Annotated in this window: 18 protein-coding genes, 1 tRNA gene and 2 pseudogenes; 14 read left to right on the forward strand and 7 right to left on the reverse strand. The window is 54.7% G+C overall.

Annotated features, from left to right (window positions below):
* Positions 1–298: 298 nt before the first annotated feature.
* Positions 299–952, reverse strand: a pseudogene (locus CFP68_RS17630) (IS256 family transposase); the annotation flags it as partial.
* Positions 953–964: 12 nt separating this feature from the next.
* Here CFP68_RS17630 and CFP68_RS18010 point away from each other — a divergent pair.
* From CFP68_RS18010 to CFP68_RS17640, 3 genes are all read left to right on the forward strand, one after another.
* Positions 965–1,207, forward strand: a complete 243-nt coding sequence (locus tag CFP68_RS18010; protein ID WP_145953489.1) for a hypothetical protein — start codon at positions 965–967, stop codon at positions 1,205–1,207.
* Between the two features lie 157 nt (positions 1,208–1,364).
* Positions 1,365–1,655: a hypothetical protein gene (locus tag CFP68_RS18015; protein ID WP_145953490.1), complete on the forward strand. Its 291-nt coding sequence runs from the start codon at positions 1,365–1,367 to the stop codon at positions 1,653–1,655.
* Positions 1,656–2,105: 450 nt separating this feature from the next.
* On the forward strand, positions 2,106–2,768 hold the full coding sequence (locus tag CFP68_RS17640) for an MT-A70 family methyltransferase (protein WP_193825246.1): 663 nt from the start codon (positions 2,106–2,108) through the stop codon (positions 2,766–2,768).
* Here the strand turns inward: CFP68_RS17640 and CFP68_RS17645 are convergent, their stop codons facing one another.
* The 3 genes from CFP68_RS17645 to CFP68_RS18020 are packed head-to-tail and all read right to left on the reverse strand — an operon-like array spanning position 2,769 to position 5,230.
* Positions 2,769–3,503: a BglII/BstYI family type II restriction endonuclease gene (locus CFP68_RS17645; RefSeq protein ID WP_099828248.1), complete on the reverse strand. Its 735-nt coding sequence runs from the start codon at positions 3,501–3,503 to the stop codon at positions 2,769–2,771.
* Between the two features lie 7 nt (positions 3,504–3,510).
* Entirely contained in the window at positions 3,511–4,740 is a 1,230-nt protein-coding gene (locus CFP68_RS17650; RefSeq protein WP_099828249.1) for a DGQHR domain-containing protein, read from the reverse strand.
* Complete coding sequence (locus CFP68_RS18020) at positions 4,733–5,230, reverse strand: hypothetical protein (protein WP_145953491.1); 498 nt, start codon at positions 5,228–5,230, stop codon at positions 4,733–4,735. The genes CFP68_RS17650 and CFP68_RS18020 overlap by 8 nt, the downstream gene beginning before the upstream one ends.
* Before the next feature lie 368 nt (positions 5,231–5,598).
* Here CFP68_RS18020 and CFP68_RS17655 point away from each other — a divergent pair, with 368 nt between their 5' ends.
* The 5 genes from CFP68_RS17655 to CFP68_RS17675 all read left to right on the forward strand — a co-directional run bounded on the left by CFP68_RS17655 (position 5,599) and on the right by CFP68_RS17675 (position 9,023).
* On the forward strand, positions 5,599–6,195 hold the full coding sequence (locus tag CFP68_RS17655; RefSeq protein ID WP_099828250.1) for a helix-turn-helix domain-containing protein: 597 nt from the start codon (positions 5,599–5,601) through the stop codon (positions 6,193–6,195).
* A gap of 248 nt (positions 6,196–6,443) precedes the next feature.
* Positions 6,444–6,764, forward strand: a complete 321-nt coding sequence (locus CFP68_RS17660; RefSeq protein ID WP_099828251.1) for a hypothetical protein — start codon at positions 6,444–6,446, stop codon at positions 6,762–6,764.
* Positions 6,765–6,960: 196 nt separating this feature from the next.
* Positions 6,961–7,383, forward strand: coding sequence for a hypothetical protein (locus CFP68_RS17665; protein WP_099828252.1), 423 nt, complete (start codon positions 6,961–6,963; stop codon positions 7,381–7,383).
* Positions 7,380–7,622, forward strand: coding sequence for a hypothetical protein (locus CFP68_RS17670; RefSeq protein ID WP_099828253.1), 243 nt, complete (start codon positions 7,380–7,382; stop codon positions 7,620–7,622). Before CFP68_RS17665 ends, CFP68_RS17670 begins: the two co-directional genes overlap by 4 nt.
* Positions 7,623–7,907: 285 nt before the next feature.
* Positions 7,908–9,023 carry a plasmid recombination protein gene (locus tag CFP68_RS17675; RefSeq protein WP_145953492.1) on the forward strand — a complete coding sequence of 372 codons (1,116 nt, stop codon included), beginning with the start codon at positions 7,908–7,910 and terminating at the stop codon, positions 9,021–9,023.
* Positions 9,024–9,161: 138 nt separating this feature from the next.
* Here CFP68_RS17675 and CFP68_RS18025 read toward each other — a convergent pair whose 3' ends face one another.
* Positions 9,162–9,929 (reverse strand): hypothetical protein, encoded by a 768-nt coding sequence (locus CFP68_RS18025; protein WP_145953493.1) that lies wholly within the window; start codon positions 9,927–9,929, stop codon positions 9,162–9,164.
* 101 nt (positions 9,930–10,030) lie between these two features.
* On the opposite strand from CFP68_RS18025, the gene CFP68_RS17685 reads away from it, so the two are divergent.
* From CFP68_RS17685 to CFP68_RS17695, 4 genes are read left to right on the forward strand one after another with little or no spacing between them, the layout of a single operon-like run.
* Positions 10,031–10,351, forward strand: coding sequence for a TrbC/VirB2 family protein (locus tag CFP68_RS17685; protein ID WP_099828256.1), 321 nt, complete (start codon positions 10,031–10,033; stop codon positions 10,349–10,351).
* Positions 10,351–10,749 (forward strand): hypothetical protein, encoded by a 399-nt coding sequence (locus CFP68_RS17690; RefSeq protein ID WP_099828257.1) that lies wholly within the window; start codon positions 10,351–10,353, stop codon positions 10,747–10,749. Before CFP68_RS17685 ends, CFP68_RS17690 begins: the two co-directional genes overlap by 1 nt.
* Positions 10,749–10,922 carry a hypothetical protein gene (locus tag CFP68_RS18160; RefSeq protein WP_158234201.1) on the forward strand — a complete coding sequence of 58 codons (174 nt, stop codon included), beginning with the start codon at positions 10,749–10,751 and terminating at the stop codon, positions 10,920–10,922. The genes CFP68_RS17690 and CFP68_RS18160 overlap by 1 nt, the downstream gene beginning before the upstream one ends.
* 1 nt (position 10,923) lies before the next feature.
* Entirely contained in the window at positions 10,924–11,199 is a 276-nt protein-coding gene (locus CFP68_RS17695; protein ID WP_099828258.1) for a hypothetical protein, read from the forward strand.
* 72 nt (positions 11,200–11,271) lie between these two features.
* Here CFP68_RS17695 and CFP68_RS17700 read toward each other — a convergent pair whose 3' ends face one another.
* A complete protein-coding gene (locus CFP68_RS17700) occupies positions 11,272–12,600 on the reverse strand; it encodes a tyrosine-type recombinase/integrase (protein ID WP_145953494.1) in 1,329 nt (442 codons plus the stop codon).
* Positions 12,601–12,743: 143 nt separating this feature from the next.
* Positions 12,744–12,833: transfer RNA gene (locus CFP68_RS17705), tRNA-Ser, on the reverse strand.
* Positions 12,834–13,168: 335 nt separating this feature from the next.
* Here CFP68_RS17705 and CFP68_RS17710 point away from each other — a divergent pair.
* Together CFP68_RS17710 and CFP68_RS17720 are read left to right on the forward strand one after the other, a co-directional pair.
* Positions 13,169–14,761, forward strand: coding sequence for a hypothetical protein (locus CFP68_RS17710; RefSeq protein ID WP_099828260.1), 1,593 nt, complete (start codon positions 13,169–13,171; stop codon positions 14,759–14,761).
* Positions 14,762–15,620: 859 nt separating this feature from the next.
* Positions 15,621–15,739: pseudogene (locus CFP68_RS17720) on the forward strand (IS5/IS1182 family transposase); the annotation flags it as partial.

The raw sequence follows: 15,739 nt of genomic DNA on the forward strand, positions 1-15,739 counted from the left end.
CCGATGGTACTGCGTCTCAAGACGTGGGAGAGTAGGTCACCGCCAAACCTAGAAAGAAACACAAAATCTCTCGATACATGCAAACAATACCCCCCCCTCGAAAACCTGCGACGAAGCACCCTAACACGTGCAACCTGCCGGAAACCAATGCCGCCGCAACCAGAACGCCGATCTGCCAGCCGTGGGCGGGGGTGGTTCGTGCATATGAAATTGATCCGATCCACTGACCTGAGACCCGACTTCCTTCCGACTTATGGGAGAATCCGTCGGTTGATTTCTGGCCTCATATGGTATCCCATCACGTGGTGTAGCTGGCGCTGATCGTCACCGTGATATCCCCGGCGCGGGCCTGCTTGATCAGGAGGCCGCGGCGGCTGATGAGGGGATCATCGCTCAAAGGGGCCATGGTTTCCAGCGTCATGTAGCGGGCGCGTTGGGCGGTCCATTCGTCGTTCTGTTCCAGCAGCAGCGCGCCGACCAGTCGAACGATGGCGTCGTCGTTGGGGAAGATGCCGACGACGTCGGTGCGCCGCTTGATCTCGCAGTTCAGACGCTCGATCGGGTTGGTTGTATGCAGCTTGGCCCGGTGTTCTTTCGCGAAGGACATGAAGACGAGAACATCGTGTTCGGCATCATCCATCAGCGTGGCGCGCTTCGGCACCTTGGGGCGGATCTGGTCGGCGACTGTGCGCCACTAGGTGGTTGCTGCCTCGGTGGTATCCCGGGCGAAAGCGGTGGCGATGAAGGCTGAAACGACGCACCGTCCACTCTTTCCGGCATGGGCCAGGGCATTGCGCTGGATATGCACGCGGCAGCGCTGCCAGGTGGCGCTGAGAACCTTCGAGACGGCGGCCTTGATGCCCTCGTGGGCGTCGTAGATCACCAGCTTTACCCCCCGCAGACCGCGGCGGGTCAACTAGCGCAGAAACTCGCTCCAGATTGCTTCGGCTTTCCCGTGCGACGGTTGGCGCTGGATGCCCTACGCGGCCAAGTCAACGGGTCGGATGCCATCGCGTTGCTGGTGTTGTTGGAAGATCAGCACGGCCACATTCCCGGCAAACGCTTCCCCTTGGACTTTGACGCCATGCGGACGGCTGGACTGCTGAACCTGTCCAAACCCGGCCTGCGCGCCGCACGTCGCCCGCTGGAAGGTGCTGGACTGTTGCGGCTGGTCAGGCAGGCTCAAGGCCACACACCTTTACCTTGACCAGGTCGCATTCCGGCATTGGCAACGGGTGCAACGTTCAATCCCTGCCCGGTGCGCGGCGCGGCACAGAGGCATCTAAGTCAGGGGGAAGGGTCTAGTATTACTTATGACGCGCGATTTCAGACCTACAAATCCAGCGGGCAGGAGAAACGCCACGATGAACGCTAAAACCAAAAAACAGACTGCGCCGTTGCCGTTAACCAAGGCGCAACAGGACCGCATCAAAGCAGTGGCAGAAAAGCAGGCCGCTAGAGCGGACGGCCCGCCGATGACACTCATATTGAAAGATGATGTGCTGCAAATCACGTTCACCCAAGCGGAGCCTGACTTGGCGAACATCCTGATGATGGCAGGCCTTGCCACTTGTGATCCAAGTTTTATGGCAGGGGTTCAAGGTCAGGTGGCAGCAAATTGTCTTTTACCCGTTCTCACAATTCGGAGAAACTGACGCAAGTCGGGGGGGCATCCCGAACTCCGCACCTTTCGGGAAGAAAACCGGGATGAATGCTTCGCCCACCTGCTAACACAGTTTTTCCCCGCGCGCGCGTGACGAATGGACCGCAACAGCGATTCCAAGTGTTTTTTCTATGTAGGGCGCTATGTGATGTACTGCTACAGAAACCCCGAAAAATTCAATGAAAACAAAGATGGGTGGCGGAGACGATGGGATTCGCACATATGTCTCTAACTTACTGTTTTACAATCACTCTCAAGCTCTTCTCGCATGGCGGATACCACAAATACACCCACACCATGCGGCGATATGACAGGTCGCCCTTCCCCTCGCTGCTGACCACCAGCACCATTCACCGGTTGTTAGCAGGTCTTGGATATCATTGATTGCCCGGTACTAGGTATTGTTCTACAAAGGTCAAAAATCAGACGAGGAAGCACCATCATGACAGCAGCCGACGACCTACGCTCATTCTTGAAAGGCGACCGGTTTGCGACCGTTATGGCGGATCCACCCTGGCGCTTCCAGAACCGCACCGGAAAGATTGCTCCGGAGCATAAGCGCTTGGCCCGCTACCCCACGATGACGCTGGACGACATTTGCGCCCTGCCCGTAGCTGAACATCTTGAGGAGCGTGCTCATTGCTATCTATGGGTACCCAACGCACTCCTACCCGAAGGGCTCCAGGTCCTGAACGCTTGGGGATTCGATTATAAATCAAACATCGTATGGGAGAAGGTTCGCAAGGATGGCGGCCCGGACGGGCGCGGCGTCGGCTTTTACTTCCGCAATGTCACCGAAATCTTGCTATTCGGGACGCGCGGGAAGGACGTACGGACGCTGCCGCCAGGCCGCAGCCAGGTAAACTTCATCGAGGCCGAGGAGCCGGATAGCGACCTGTTGAAAACACGTAAGCGCGAGCACAGCCGCAAGCCTGACGAGCAATACGATATCATCGAAGCGTGTTCATGGGGGCCGTTCCTGGAACTGTTCGGGCGTGGCGTTCGCGAGGGATGGACTGTGTGGGGCAATCAGGCCGATGCGGATTACAAACCTTCCTGGAAGACCTACCCTTATAACTCCGGCGTCGTCACGGCAGCAGAGTAATTATTCCAGCACAATCGCCGCTGGTAAGCCGATAAGCAGAAGCGGGCACGGATTGCCAACTCCCCGGTCAATCCGGTCCTTCAATTTGCTCCAATGCGTCGTCGCTTGACCAAACTTATCGTTCACAAACTGCTTTGAGAACGCCTCAGCGAACGGGGTCTGGCGGTCCAAGAGTTTTTGAACCGCATCGCGTTGGCGTCTCGTTCGGTCTTTCATCCCGAACGCTTCGACCATTTCGCTTTCGTCTACAAATCCATGTTTCTCAATACACCGCTGAACGATACCCAACATTCCAGCTTGAAGGCTTGCGCCCCGCGTAATGAGCACCCCAACCGAGATAGCCGATTGCGCGTGAAGCCTCTGGAAGTTCTCGAGGTCTCTATCAAAGAATGGGTCCTTGTTATTCCATTCAATTTCAAGCGCGATGTTGCCCGTCTCCGACCAGCGTACATGGTCAATCTCGTGACTGTTAGAGACCGTCTCTACCCCATCCACTATGAGCTTGAAATCAAAGTTGTGTTTCGGCCAAGACGCTTCATACAAACGCCGCCTGAGTCGCTGCGTGGAGGCTGCCTCACCGCCGCCCGACCCAATCAACTCTTCCGCCGGGATCTCAACCTCTAACAAGGCGTCCTCAAGCTCACCGGATATCGACGGGAAATCGACAGAAAGTATCGCACCCGCATGGTTGCGGATTGCGATGTCGAAGCCTTTGTCTGTCAAGCGGTCGAACATTCTACGACTACGCTTTCCAGCCCATTTCCGCCATCATATTTCTGTAAAGCTTACCAATGCCAGAGCTTCCAGGCAGATACTCGTCGCGGTTCAGATCCATCGCGTCAATGTCAATCTTGGCGAACACCTTATCACAATCAGCCCTGGTAAGAATCTGCCCAGGACCTGAACAATAATTAAGATAAACCGGGCGCAGAAAGCGCATTAACGCGGCATATCCTGTTGTTCGGTTCAGTATTGTACCCGCTGGGGCCTCGTCCCAAACATCCGGCCACCGGGCTTTCACAGCACCAAAATAATTGGTCAGACACAGAAACATCCCGCTGTCATCTTGGTTGTCATAGAATGGCTGAAATATGAACTTCCTCCATTCGTCAGGCTTCCGGCGGGACGAGAAGATGCCTCTATAGCGCTTGTTGCGCTCCGCTTCGGGGTCAGAGGTGATGTAATCAACAATTGGCTTTACTACTGTGGCCTGCGCAAGCGTTTGTGTTCGACCCTTGCCAGGGTCAGCTTTACCAAGACGCTTAATCTTATCCAGGAACGGCCCTTCGTCATCTTGATTCATCGCCAAGACAACTTCATGAGCGAACTTCACTGGGCCGCGCTCTTCATAGTAAGAAGCAAGGTCCACAACCAGCGACTGGTTAACCTTCGTTTGCGCCTGGTTCACGCGTGCGAAAATCTCCGCCTTGTCAGCGTCTGAGGCACCGACAAACACAGAAATATTGACATCGAACTCTCGACCATCGTCCAATCCTTCGAGTCCAGCAACCCTGTGCTGTCCATCAATGATGAATGCTATCTTTTCAGATGGGATGAAATCATCATCTCCAGGATTACCATAAGCATTCAATAAGAGACTGAAGACTTTTGAATCATCAGCTAAACCCTGTTCGTCAGCTTGCTCAAACAAATCAGCAGCCTCTTCCGAAGTCATGTCAGGGTCATAGGCAACCAGGCGCGCGCATTCAGGGCTCACCGCAATGATAATTGATGTAGGAAAAGTAGCGTAATCAAGGTTTACGTATTTTTTGATTTCTTCGATGCGCTTCGGAGAGCGCTCTCTTTGAATGCCGGCAATTTTTTCTTGAGTTCCCTCCAAGAAAGCGCGGATCTCTGTGTAGGAAATATTGACAAGAGTTCGCGCGTCCAATCGACCAACATAGAAATCTCCAATCGGTTGGGATACTTTCGACACGGGCAGGACAATTGGAGTGAAGCTGTTATTATTCACGGCCTACAGCCCCCGCTTTGATGTCACGAACACGTTTGTTTTGCGCTTCACCCGCCTCCTGGGCATTTGGGATTGTTGGCTCAAGAACAAGAATAAAGAACCACAAGGCATGAAGTCCAAAGAAGATCCACCATAACCATTGAAGAACCGTGTCTGAAAGTCCGTTGGGGCTGAAGCCAGGATTCAGGCCAATAAGAAAAGCCGTTATGACCATCGGCCCCCCAAGAAAAATATACAGAACAACGCCAAGTAGTTGGTGCGTCGGCTTGTGCCTGAGTAGTGCTATAAATGCAACACCGGACACCGAAAGAATCGACAAGCCAATCTGCCCTCCGGAGAAGTATCCCGAAAAGGTTTCCGCCACTCTCAATCCATTATTCTGCCCGGATAGCGCAAGCGCCACCAAGAAAACCGCCCCAAGCGCCCCAATCATCGACGCAGAGACCTCTCCAAGGGCTCGACCCCAGTTTTTTCTTAACAAATCAGTCATTGGCATCTTCCGAAACGGTCTCAACCGCAGGCTCCGGCATGAGTGTACCGCTGTCAAGGATAACACATGCTTTTCGTAACATCGTTGTTCCCACTGCGCCGTTTGGTCGACCAACAACGAACGACCAGTCCAGTAGGCCAGGAAAGTCGCGAACGCCTCCTCCTTGAAGATGAGATATAGGGCCTTAAATTTCTTTATAAATTACAACGGCTTATAATTTTGGAATGGGACTTCATTAGTGTCCCCTATAGGGGACATAGCCAATGTCTCCTTTTGTCCTTTGCCGAGACATATTCTTCCCATCGTTTGGAACTCGAAAAAGGTTTTCCTAGCTGCTTTGAGAAGCGATAGATGACAGGAGGCAGAAAATGATACTGGATCTGGAACAAATAAAGAAAATTGAGAGTGCTGTTGGTAAGGAGGTCGCGGACGAATTCTTACATCTTCAGAAAACGGAGAAAGATAAAGAAAAGGAGCAACGCAAAAGAAGACAGAACAAGGATTTTACACAGGTGTATCCGGCAGGCTGGTACCGAATCCAAAGTCTGTTAAGGAAGAACCCGACAGCGGCTCGTGTTTACGTATTTCTGGCCGAAAATATTGGTGCTGATGGTACAGTTTGTGCGAGCCGAAAGACCTTGGCCGAAGCCCTCGATTACTCGGTAAAGACAATATCACGGCATATAAAAACATTAGAAACCGAGGGGGCGATTGTCGTTCTCAAATTGGGAACCGCCAACGTTTATTGCTTGAATCCTGGTGAGGTTTGGAAATCATTCAGTGACGCGAAGGCTCATGCTGCTTTCAGAACCAAAACACTCGTTTCCAAAAGCGAAAACCCATTTGTGAAAAAACGTCTTGCTACACTTGTCGGAAAGGACGAAGGCGTCGTTAAACAAGAAGACTTTGACCTCGACGAGGATATTGAGGAGATGATAAAAGTTGCGCCTGATTCCGATGTCTAACTACAGATTTTGAAAAGTGGTCGATATGTTAATTAGATTTCGGAGGCGTTCCAATTGCTGTAGACGATGATAAGGGCAGACATGAAAGTCGGCAATCAGTTCAATGATTGCCCCTCCAGGCCGCTTATCGAATGATGATCTTGGGGGGCGATGCTGCGCATATAGAACCAAAAGAAATCTGTTAAAGAATTTGGCGGACGCGTCCCCCAGACCCATATTCCCTATAGGAACAAATTGGGAACAAAGAGATGCGATTTTATGATTTTGAAGTAAGCCAGCCCCTTTATTTTCTTGCCCTCGAAGCAGACTCGAAGACGCGCCGCCTTATTGAAAGGATGGACTTTTCGAATCCTTCCGAGTTTTCTGTAGCTGAACGAATGGACGAGTTCATTCTTGTCTATAGTACCGCTGTGCGCACGGTGCGGAAAGTCCTTTGGGCGGCTGAGGATGGCCGTCGGTTTTCATCGCATATGAGCAAGCGGGAGATTGTTGTTCTGCTAGAAGAACACATCACGAACATTCAGAAAATCAAAGAGAACAGTGGCCTCTACGAACGGGAGGCCGCTTGATGTCAAAGGCTACCCAAGCAGAGAAAAAGAGGGCACAGCGCCGCCGTTGGAAAGCGGCAGGCTGGTGCGAATTGCGGGTGCGCGTTGCGAAAGAGCACGCGGACGAAGTGCGCGCCTTCGCCGCATCTCTTCCGGCCCCTGCCCAAGCTGCGGCTGACAATCCCGACCAGATGCCATTGCCATTCGGTGACGCGCGATGATGCGGGACCTCGCCACATGGCCAGAAGACGAGTTGCTTCGAGCGGTGGCCTTTCTGGCTAACGCCGAAGAGGCTCCCGATTTGGGCGACCTGGCGGATTGTCCGGCCTGGGTCCGTGAGTGCGCGACGGGTTACCTCAGGCGACTGCTCGAACCCGAACCAGAACCGATCGACACATTTATTGCCCCAGCGAAGACGAACTACGAGAAGCGCCAGCGGGCTAAACTGCTGGCCGTGCGCGCTGCGATGTTCGACCGTTTCGACTGGCTCGATGGCAAAGACTGCGCCGACCTGCGCGAAGAGTTCGGGCGGCGTGACGCGCTGCCAGACTGGGTAGCGGAGGCGGCGGCGCGCGAGGTCAAGCAACAGATATTCAATCTTTCAACCCGCCAGCGCCGCAACCCAGGAGAACGACTATGAGCCAGCAAAAGTTGAAACCGACAGCGACACCGGAGAAGGCCTTCTTTAACGCCCGTCGTTTGGTGGCCGATTCAAAAAAAAACCGTCCGAAGGGAAAGCAAACACAGGAGGAACGGGAGGAACAGGCGCGACGGGAGGCACAGAAGAGGGCAACCGTCAAAGCGGCAAAGGGGGCCGTAAAGGGGACAGGCGACTTGATGCGGCTAATCGGTAGAGCAGGCGATGACTTGACGCGCTGACTGTTCCGCACAGTGTGTGCACACGAAAGGACCGCCACCATTCGGAGGGCGGTTTGTTTGTGCCAGGTCGCAGACCTGAAGGGCTGGGCAACGCCCGCCCTGCGGCCTTGGCCGCGCGGTCGAAGACCGCCCCGAAGCCGAAGGCGTAGGGCCTGCGCAGCAGGCGAACGACAGGACGAAACCCCGTAGGGGGTGCGTTCTGTATAGTGAGTATAGCACCGGCTCCACTTTTTGGGACGCCTCACGATTTTCCCCATCTGTTTCACAAGCAGACAGGAGGTCGGAATGTCGTTCAAGATTGTATATAGAGTAGCGGGTTTAAGCGCAGGACGCCCGCTCGCGGGTGTGCGGTTTCATGGTGAGCGCGCAGGCGGAGATTTGAGCCATGTAACGCCCCCGGAACAGTATCAACAAGAGGGCCGCACGGCCCCGGTTGCTTTTCAGTATGACGAGAATGGCAAGCGCATACCCGCCGCCCAGGCTAAAAGCCGGGATTGGGTAGAGGCCATACGCGACGAAGTGAAACGAGCAGCACAAGCGAACACCGCCGCCCAGGTTGAGAACCTGGAAGCCAGGGGCAAGCACAAGGCTGCGCGGCGGCGGGCAAGGGAAGGCGACAAGGACCCTTTCCGAAGCCAGAAGGGTGGCCCGCTGCGTGAGTTCGTCATAAGCGCCAACGCGGCCTGGTTCCAAGATGACAACCGTGAACCTGGGTTTTGGGATGCAGAGAAAACCGGGGCGTTCGTGAAACAGGCTATGGCCTTCGCAGAAAAAGAGTGGGGGTCCTCTCTTCGCTATCTGCGCATAGACTTTGATGAAGGTGCGCCACACATTCACGGCGTCGCTGCGCCGTGGGCGGAGGTGAAGACAAGGACCGGCGCAATTCAACGGATGCTGGCCGCGTCAAAACACACCGCCAGCGCCTTTGAGAAGGCCCAGGACAGGGCAGGCAAATGGTTCAAGGGCCTGGGCCTGGTCAGAGGTGAGAAGCGCGCCCAGGCTCGCCGTACGGCCCTCGATGAAGGCAAGGCACCACCGCCGAAGCGGCGGCATGTTTCACCGGCTCAGTGGCGGGCGCAAAAAGCAGCAGAACTTACGATCCGAGAAAAATCGGTCGCAGAAAGAGAGCAGGAAGCGGATGCGGTCTTGGCCCTGGCTGGTGGTGTTCGTGCGGCTGCGGTCGAGGATAAGGCCGCACGGGCAGCAGTTGAGAAGGCCCAGGCGGAAGCCTCGAAGCGAGAAGCAGCCAAGGCGCAAGCCATCGCCCAGGCGAAAGCGCTAAAATCAACACGGGACGCGGAAGCACGGCGACGGGCGGCGATTGCCAAAGCCGCAAAGGCGGCCGCTGCCAAGAAGGCTGGAAAAGCGAAGGCCCGACCGCCGCGCCAAGCCGCACGGTGAGGCGGATGGGTCCGTCCTGGCCGCTTCCCGCCTGCGCAACGACCGCCAAGAGTCTGGCAAGCAGCGGCGCAAGCCGCTCAAAAGAAAACCCCCTAACCGTAAGGCCAGGGGGTATCCTCGCGCGCTCCTGACAGGAGGTTAGAGCGCAGCGGGAATCAGGTACTCCATTTCCACGCGTTGCGCTGTGTATGAGACATCCGCGGAGTTGAGATTTGTGATTGATACAGAGCGCAGCGGTTCGGCCACCATCGCCTGGTAATCGGCGTTCTGGCTTGTTGTCGGTGCGATGAACATTTCCCCTGTCGTCATCTGGATTATGAGCAACGCGACGGGGGCGGTTGTGCCATCTGTGTAAGTGATGATTGCGCCATAGGTTTGGGCGGAGTCGAGGCTGTATGTCGTGCCGCCGTTCGTGAATGTCTCGGCTGTCGAGTTGTTGTCATTGCTTCGGATGAACCCGTCGCCGTCCGCGTCGTTGGCTGTCAGTGGCACGATGTTGCCGTAGAGTTCGAAGCCTTCAGATCCGAAGGTTGAGCCAACGATTGAACCGGCGTTCTCCGTCATTGTGTTGCCTTCAAAAGGGTCGATGTCAGCGGGGCTGCCAAGAAGCAACATAGGGTGGCTGAGGCCCGTTATGCCGTCTCCGAAGGGCGTCGGCCCTGCTGGTGCGGCCGGTGCCTCTGGTGCCGCTGTTGCGCCTGGGGCCTGCGCTCCCGGTGCCGTGCTCTCTGCGACTGTGAGACCTTGGGCATCGAGTATGCTTGAAGTGCCATCGAAAGCGTCATCGACGCCGCCAGATAGGCCGACAACTGCGGTGATTGAAATAATGCCAACCAGACCAACCAAGGTTACATATTCACCGAATGCCGCGCCTTTTGTTTGTGTTTTGATTTTTGAAATGAACATTTTGAAACCTCCTGTTTTTGTTCTGAATAAGAAATAGGAAAGTTTGGGACGCGTCCCAAAATTACCTACCTGTTTTTTATCAAGAAACAGGAGGTTTTTTTATGTTCAAACACTCGAAATTAGCGGCGATTTTCGCCCTCTCTTTTTTGCCTGGTGCGGCTTTCGCTTCCACTCGCCTAGAAATTTTTGAAACGTCTTGCGGATACCTGACGCAAATTCAAACTTGGCTTTTCGGCGCGGCGTATGTGATGGGCGCAATTGGGCTGGTCATCATCGCGGTTTCAGCGTTCCTGGGTCGCTTCAAGTTCTCGCACTTGATAGCCCTTGGTGGCGGTTTGTTCATCGTCGCAATGGCTGACGCGCTCTTGTCTTTCATCACGAACGACCAAGGTGACACAACTTCTTGTACCGGTGCCGGATAATGGCAACGCTGGCCGAAGCCATCGACGCTATGGTCCTTACCCAAATGCTTGAATATGCCTGGTGCCTTGGCTCTTGCGACGACGCAACAGCCGGTGCGGGTGGCTATGTGCCGCCCGCTGGCTCATCGTCCGGTGAGGGGCTGGAAAGCGGTCCAAATGCTTTGTTCAGGGCCTGCGCTCTTGTGCTGTATCTCACCGGGTGGCTGACGAAACTCGCTTACGGTACTTCGGTCGCTTCGTTTGCCCTGGTGTCGTTCAAAGCGTCCGCTGTGGGGCGTTTTGCGTTCTTGGATTTCTCGATGATATGCGTCGGGATTTTCCTGCTTTACGCAACGCCTGGTCTTATCGCTTTCACGATATCGGGTTCGTTTTCATATTCTTGCGACGGGGTAGGCTGATGGAAAAAACATTCGCGCAGATTGGTTTGGTGGTCATGATTGGCGGCGGCATTCTTGCCTGGTTACTCCAATCGTTTTTGCTGTTTTCATTGCTGGCCCCGACGGTCTCGGGGTGTCTGCTCGTCGCCGCCCTCGGCGTCAAGGTTTTCGAGGTTTTCGACAAAGGAGGTTGATATGAAAAACCTGGTTTTAGCAGGGTTGATATTGCTGCTGCCAGTTGCCGTGGCGGCACAGTCTTCGTGCAAAATGGTTCGGATCGCACCGGATCCGTACGGAACGCCTGATTGCCAAGGCTATGTCTCGGCAACTCGCGAGAACGACGCGGGCATGTGGTGTATCCGTTATGACAGGCACTTCGTTCAGTATCCCGACCACCTGGGCGGACGTATGGTGCTTGAGGATATGCGATGGACAATGTTCATTGTGACCCATCGGAAAAGCTGCGGCTGATTTTGGCTCAAATTCTGCCCAGCCTATATAATCCTGGCTTGGCAACCTTGCCGCCGCACCGGCGGCTGACAGTTAGGAAGACATGAGGCCTGCCTTGCGGTTTCCTTCTTTCTCGACTTCCTGTTCGGCGTAGCGTTGAAATGCCTCTTCCTCGGCCATTTGAATTTGGGCCAATGTGGTAAGGTCGTCCTGGCTTTCGAGTAGGTAGCGACTCCATGCTTCCATCAAGAATATGCGCTGCTCGAAGTAAGCCGCCCGGTGATAAGCGGCGTCCGTTTTCGTTCGTCCATGCGCAAGCGCGGCGTCGGCAACATGGGGTTCAACCCCGTGTGCGCCCTCTGCTAGCCAATCGCGGAAGGTGGAACGCCACCCATGGACGGTCATACCCGGCGCAAACTCTTGAAGGGCCTTCCGCATGGTCGCGTCGGATAGGGGCTTTCTGGGGTTTTGTGGGGACGGGAAAATGAGGTCGGATTTAGGAGCCTGCTTGCGCCATTCTGCAAGCAAGGTCTGTGCCGCCTTGGATAGGGGAATGGTGAAGTCCTGACCGGTTTTCATAAGTTCGCCGGGAATATGCCAATGCGGACAGGTCGCCCACTCTTCCTCGGCCTGCGTATCCAGATGGTCCCATCGGGCAAACCGTACCGGGCCGGACCTAGACGCGGTGAGAATAGTAAACTGAAGGGCCAAAAGGCCGACCGGTTCTGTCTCCCTATTATCAGCCTTGGCGCGCATCTCCTGAAAAATGGTATCGGCCTTTCGCCACGGAACGGCGGAGAAATGCCCGGCTTTCCTCTTGTCGGTTCTATAAATGGCCTCAATCGCCGGGACAGGGTTTTCAGCGGTTCGGTAGTTATGAACCTTCGCCCAATTGAAAACCACGCCTATGCGTTGTTTCACGCGGCGGGCGGTTTCGTGCTTGGTATCCCATATGGGCTTTAAAAGTCGGACGATATCCCCGGACTCGATATGGGCCACATTCATTTTTCCAATGCTAGGATAGGCATATGTCCGTAGGGTGTTTATCCACTGGTCCTTGTGCTTGCCATTCTTGCCCTTCGTCTTGATGAGGTCGGCGTGCGTCTGTTCTGCGGCTTCCTCGAAGGTCAAGGCCTTGTCCTTGCGGCCAATGGTAAAGCGGGGGTCCAGGCCAAGATAGGCGGCCTCTCTGTACTCGGCGGCTATCTCGCGGGCCTTGGCAAGGCTGATGGTATGGGCCGGGCCAAGGCCATAGTCTCGGCGGTGGCCGTTGATAGTGAGGCGGGCAACCCATCGCTTCGCCCCGGTGGGGGAAACGGAAAGATACAACCCGCCGCCGTCCGTGTGGCGGCCGGGCGAGGCCTTCTTGATGAAGGCGGGCGTGAGTCGCTTCTCGACATGGGGGCCTGGCTTCTTTCCCATCGCGCAAAACTCCTTCCTGGCTGCGCCCACATTTTAGCCCACATTTTTATTTGTGGGAAGGAAAAAGGGCGGTACAAGATGTAGCTGAAAAGCCTTGCTTTACTGGCTTTCGCGCAATGTAGAGGGGTGCGTTTTGAGGAAAATGGCGGAGACGAAGGGATTCGAACCCTCGAGACAGTTTCCTGTCTACTCCCTTAGCAGGGGAGCGCCTTCGACCACTCGGCCACGTCTCCACCGACGCGTATAGCCAAGTAAACATAGGGGTTACAAGGCAAAACTGCCCTTTCCCGAAAAAACCTCCCAAGGCCCCAAAACCACTCAAGATGGCACTGAGAGGCACCAAAAGGCACCGGGTTTGGGAAACATTTGGGCAATTCCCCTTCCGGCAAAAGCGCCTTGAGAGCGTGCGAGCAGCGCGGCGGCGTGTGCACCCCCGGCCCGCGCGACGGTCGAGATCGAGTGATCGCATCGCGGGAAGCACCACAAGGGATTTCTGCTTGCCGCAAAACGAACCGAGTTTCTCGGCATGTTGAACCCACTTCATACTTCTACGTCCGGCCATGCCACGATGTCCGAGATCGAATCCTTCCTGCGGGTAAAGGAGGACAAGCGTCGCGAACTGCTGAGATCATGGGGGCTAAGTGGCAGGCAGACGATTGCTTGGAGCGAAGTCTGGTCCGCAATCGGGCTCGATCTTCACCAGGATGAGAGCCTTTGGAACGCACTGAAACTTCCGCTCCTTCTTCCACCCGACGTGGTTTTGATGGTCGGAAAATCGGTTGAGACCTTGAATGGGTGGTGTCGAACCGACACCCTTCCCCCCGGCTTTCCTCTACCAATCTGCGTCGGGCCGAGGAAAAAGCTTTGGATCAACCTTGACATACTGGCTCGCCGACAACCCGAGATCTATGGCTCTGCTGCAGGGAAGATCCGCAGATCGAGAGCCAACGGGCAACTCCTTGAGCGACTAAGTATCACTCTTGATCCTGACCTGTTGATCGCGACGCTTCAAAAAAATTCTTCTGTTCAGAGAGACTTGGCCAATGTCCCGAGCATTGAAACTGGCAGGGATGGCTTCATGCTCGCAGAAATTGATGAACTAATCGCCAAGATCAACGCCGCTGAAGACACCTCCCCGGTCTCTGAATCTCCAATGATGGACAGCGTCTTGAGAATGCTCGATCAGGAAATGGAGGCTGGTGCCGCCTCAAGCCCCAGAGTACTTGCAAAGACGGCCCTGCGCAGCCTCTTGGGAATAAGAGGCAAGAGACCGGACACTACCGAGCTCTCGCTTGACCTCTTCGATGACTGGTTCCCATTGAACGGTTGGAACCGAGTCACGATGTCCCGGATCAGTCGCAAGGTTTACCTCTCCTATCGCAAGCGAGCCCGTGCCGCGATCGCACGCGCATTGGGCGTGACTGAGGAAAGAGAGAAGCTTCGCCGACAACAGGACCGATGGACCGAGCTCGCCGAGTGGCTGTCAGGTCTTACGCAATTCAAGGATTCGACCGCTCCACTCGCCCCCATTTCCTCGACTCTAACTCTGCTTTGCCGTGAGGCACAGCTAAGCACAGAAGATCTGAGCCAGGCGCTCATGCTTTGCCTATACAAAAGGGCAACACCAAAGCAGAAGCGATCCCTCCGCAATGCGTCCAGAATAATCTATGTCCTGCAGAGCGACCCTGAGTTCTCTTGTGGCACTAGAGAATTCTTTCCGAACCCAATTGAAGCAATCCGGACGGGTCGACGGAAGACATATCAGCTCTCAAAACACCTCCAAGATGGAATTGAAAAATTCACACGGGTTTCGCATCTGAAAGATTATATTGAGATTACGCGGTCCTACGATGGGCTTGCAGATAAAACGCGGGATCAGCACAAGTACGCGCTCCGGACGGTTATCGATGCACTTATCGCGACTGGCCATCTCAGTTCTGATGCCGAGACCGCAAGATTTGCCCTGAGCGATCGTGGCTGCATGATCGACGCTTGCAACCATATTTATGCTCGCATCAAGCGGGGTGAGCTTGCGGCGAGCACCGCTACGACCAATAATGACTTATTTGCCCGCAATACTCGAACGCAATGGGATCGAGACACCCGATCTTCGCGCAGAAATTCGAAAGGTTTCGGCGTTCCGACTGAAAATCAGCAGTAGCGAGATGCCTGAGGAGACGCAGATGATCTGTCGTCACCTCATCGATGATCTTAGTTACAGAGCTGATTTTCTCCTTTCCCATACGGCGCCAAGGGCGGCTGCAGAAAAGATAATTAGCGCCGCACGGCGTGGAAATCGCGATCTAACACGCAAGGAGCGAACGCGAGTTCGCCAGCTTGGCACCGTTGCACTGTTCTGCGCTCTCGAATGCGGGTGCGCACCAATCCGCGTGGGAAATTTCTTGGATATTCCAATCGGCGGGGCTGAACCATGGCTCACAAAGATTAAAGCTAATGAATACATTCTACACATCCCCGCAGCGAATACAAAGAACGGAAAGTCAATTAAAGCGCCGCTTTGTGCGAGCGACGAAAGATATTTGGAAACTGTTGAATGGTTCTTGCTCGAGATTAGATGACTGTTCTTCTGGGATCAGGCCTCCAGTGCAGACAGTAGATCCGAGCATATCCTCCGGTTGGCGAAGCAATTGTCGACCAAGTCTGATTGGCTTGTCCCAGCGTCAAAGACCCAAATGTCGGCCTCGCGGATACTACGTTCAGAAAATGGTTCGAAAATATATTGGTAGACATTGTTGGCATCACTATAGATCCACACAATTTTCGTCACGGCCAAGCAAGTCTTTTGTACTACCTTTTTCCCGATCAAATCGAAACGATCGCTGTTCGTCTCGGTGACACGGTGGAGACCGTCCTTCGATATTATGCATGGATCCATCAAGAAAACCTTATGCGAAAGGGGCAGAGCATGCTCGTTTCGACCATTCGCCCGAATGGGCAGCATAAGAGGAGTACTTGTAGGGTCAGGACTCATAGCCAATAGATGACAAGTGCTGCGAGAGCGATGGTCGACAGAAAGACCTTCGGACAGCGGTCGTATCGGGTTGGCGGCTGACCACGGCGAAGAGAAGACCGTGATGATCGACGCCACATACCTTAAAGCCCATCGCACGGCATCCAG

The organism is Oceaniglobus indicus (assembly GCF_002751875.1).
In the GTDB taxonomy this organism is placed as follows: domain Bacteria; phylum Pseudomonadota; class Alphaproteobacteria; order Rhodobacterales; family Rhodobacteraceae; genus Oceaniglobus; species Oceaniglobus indicus.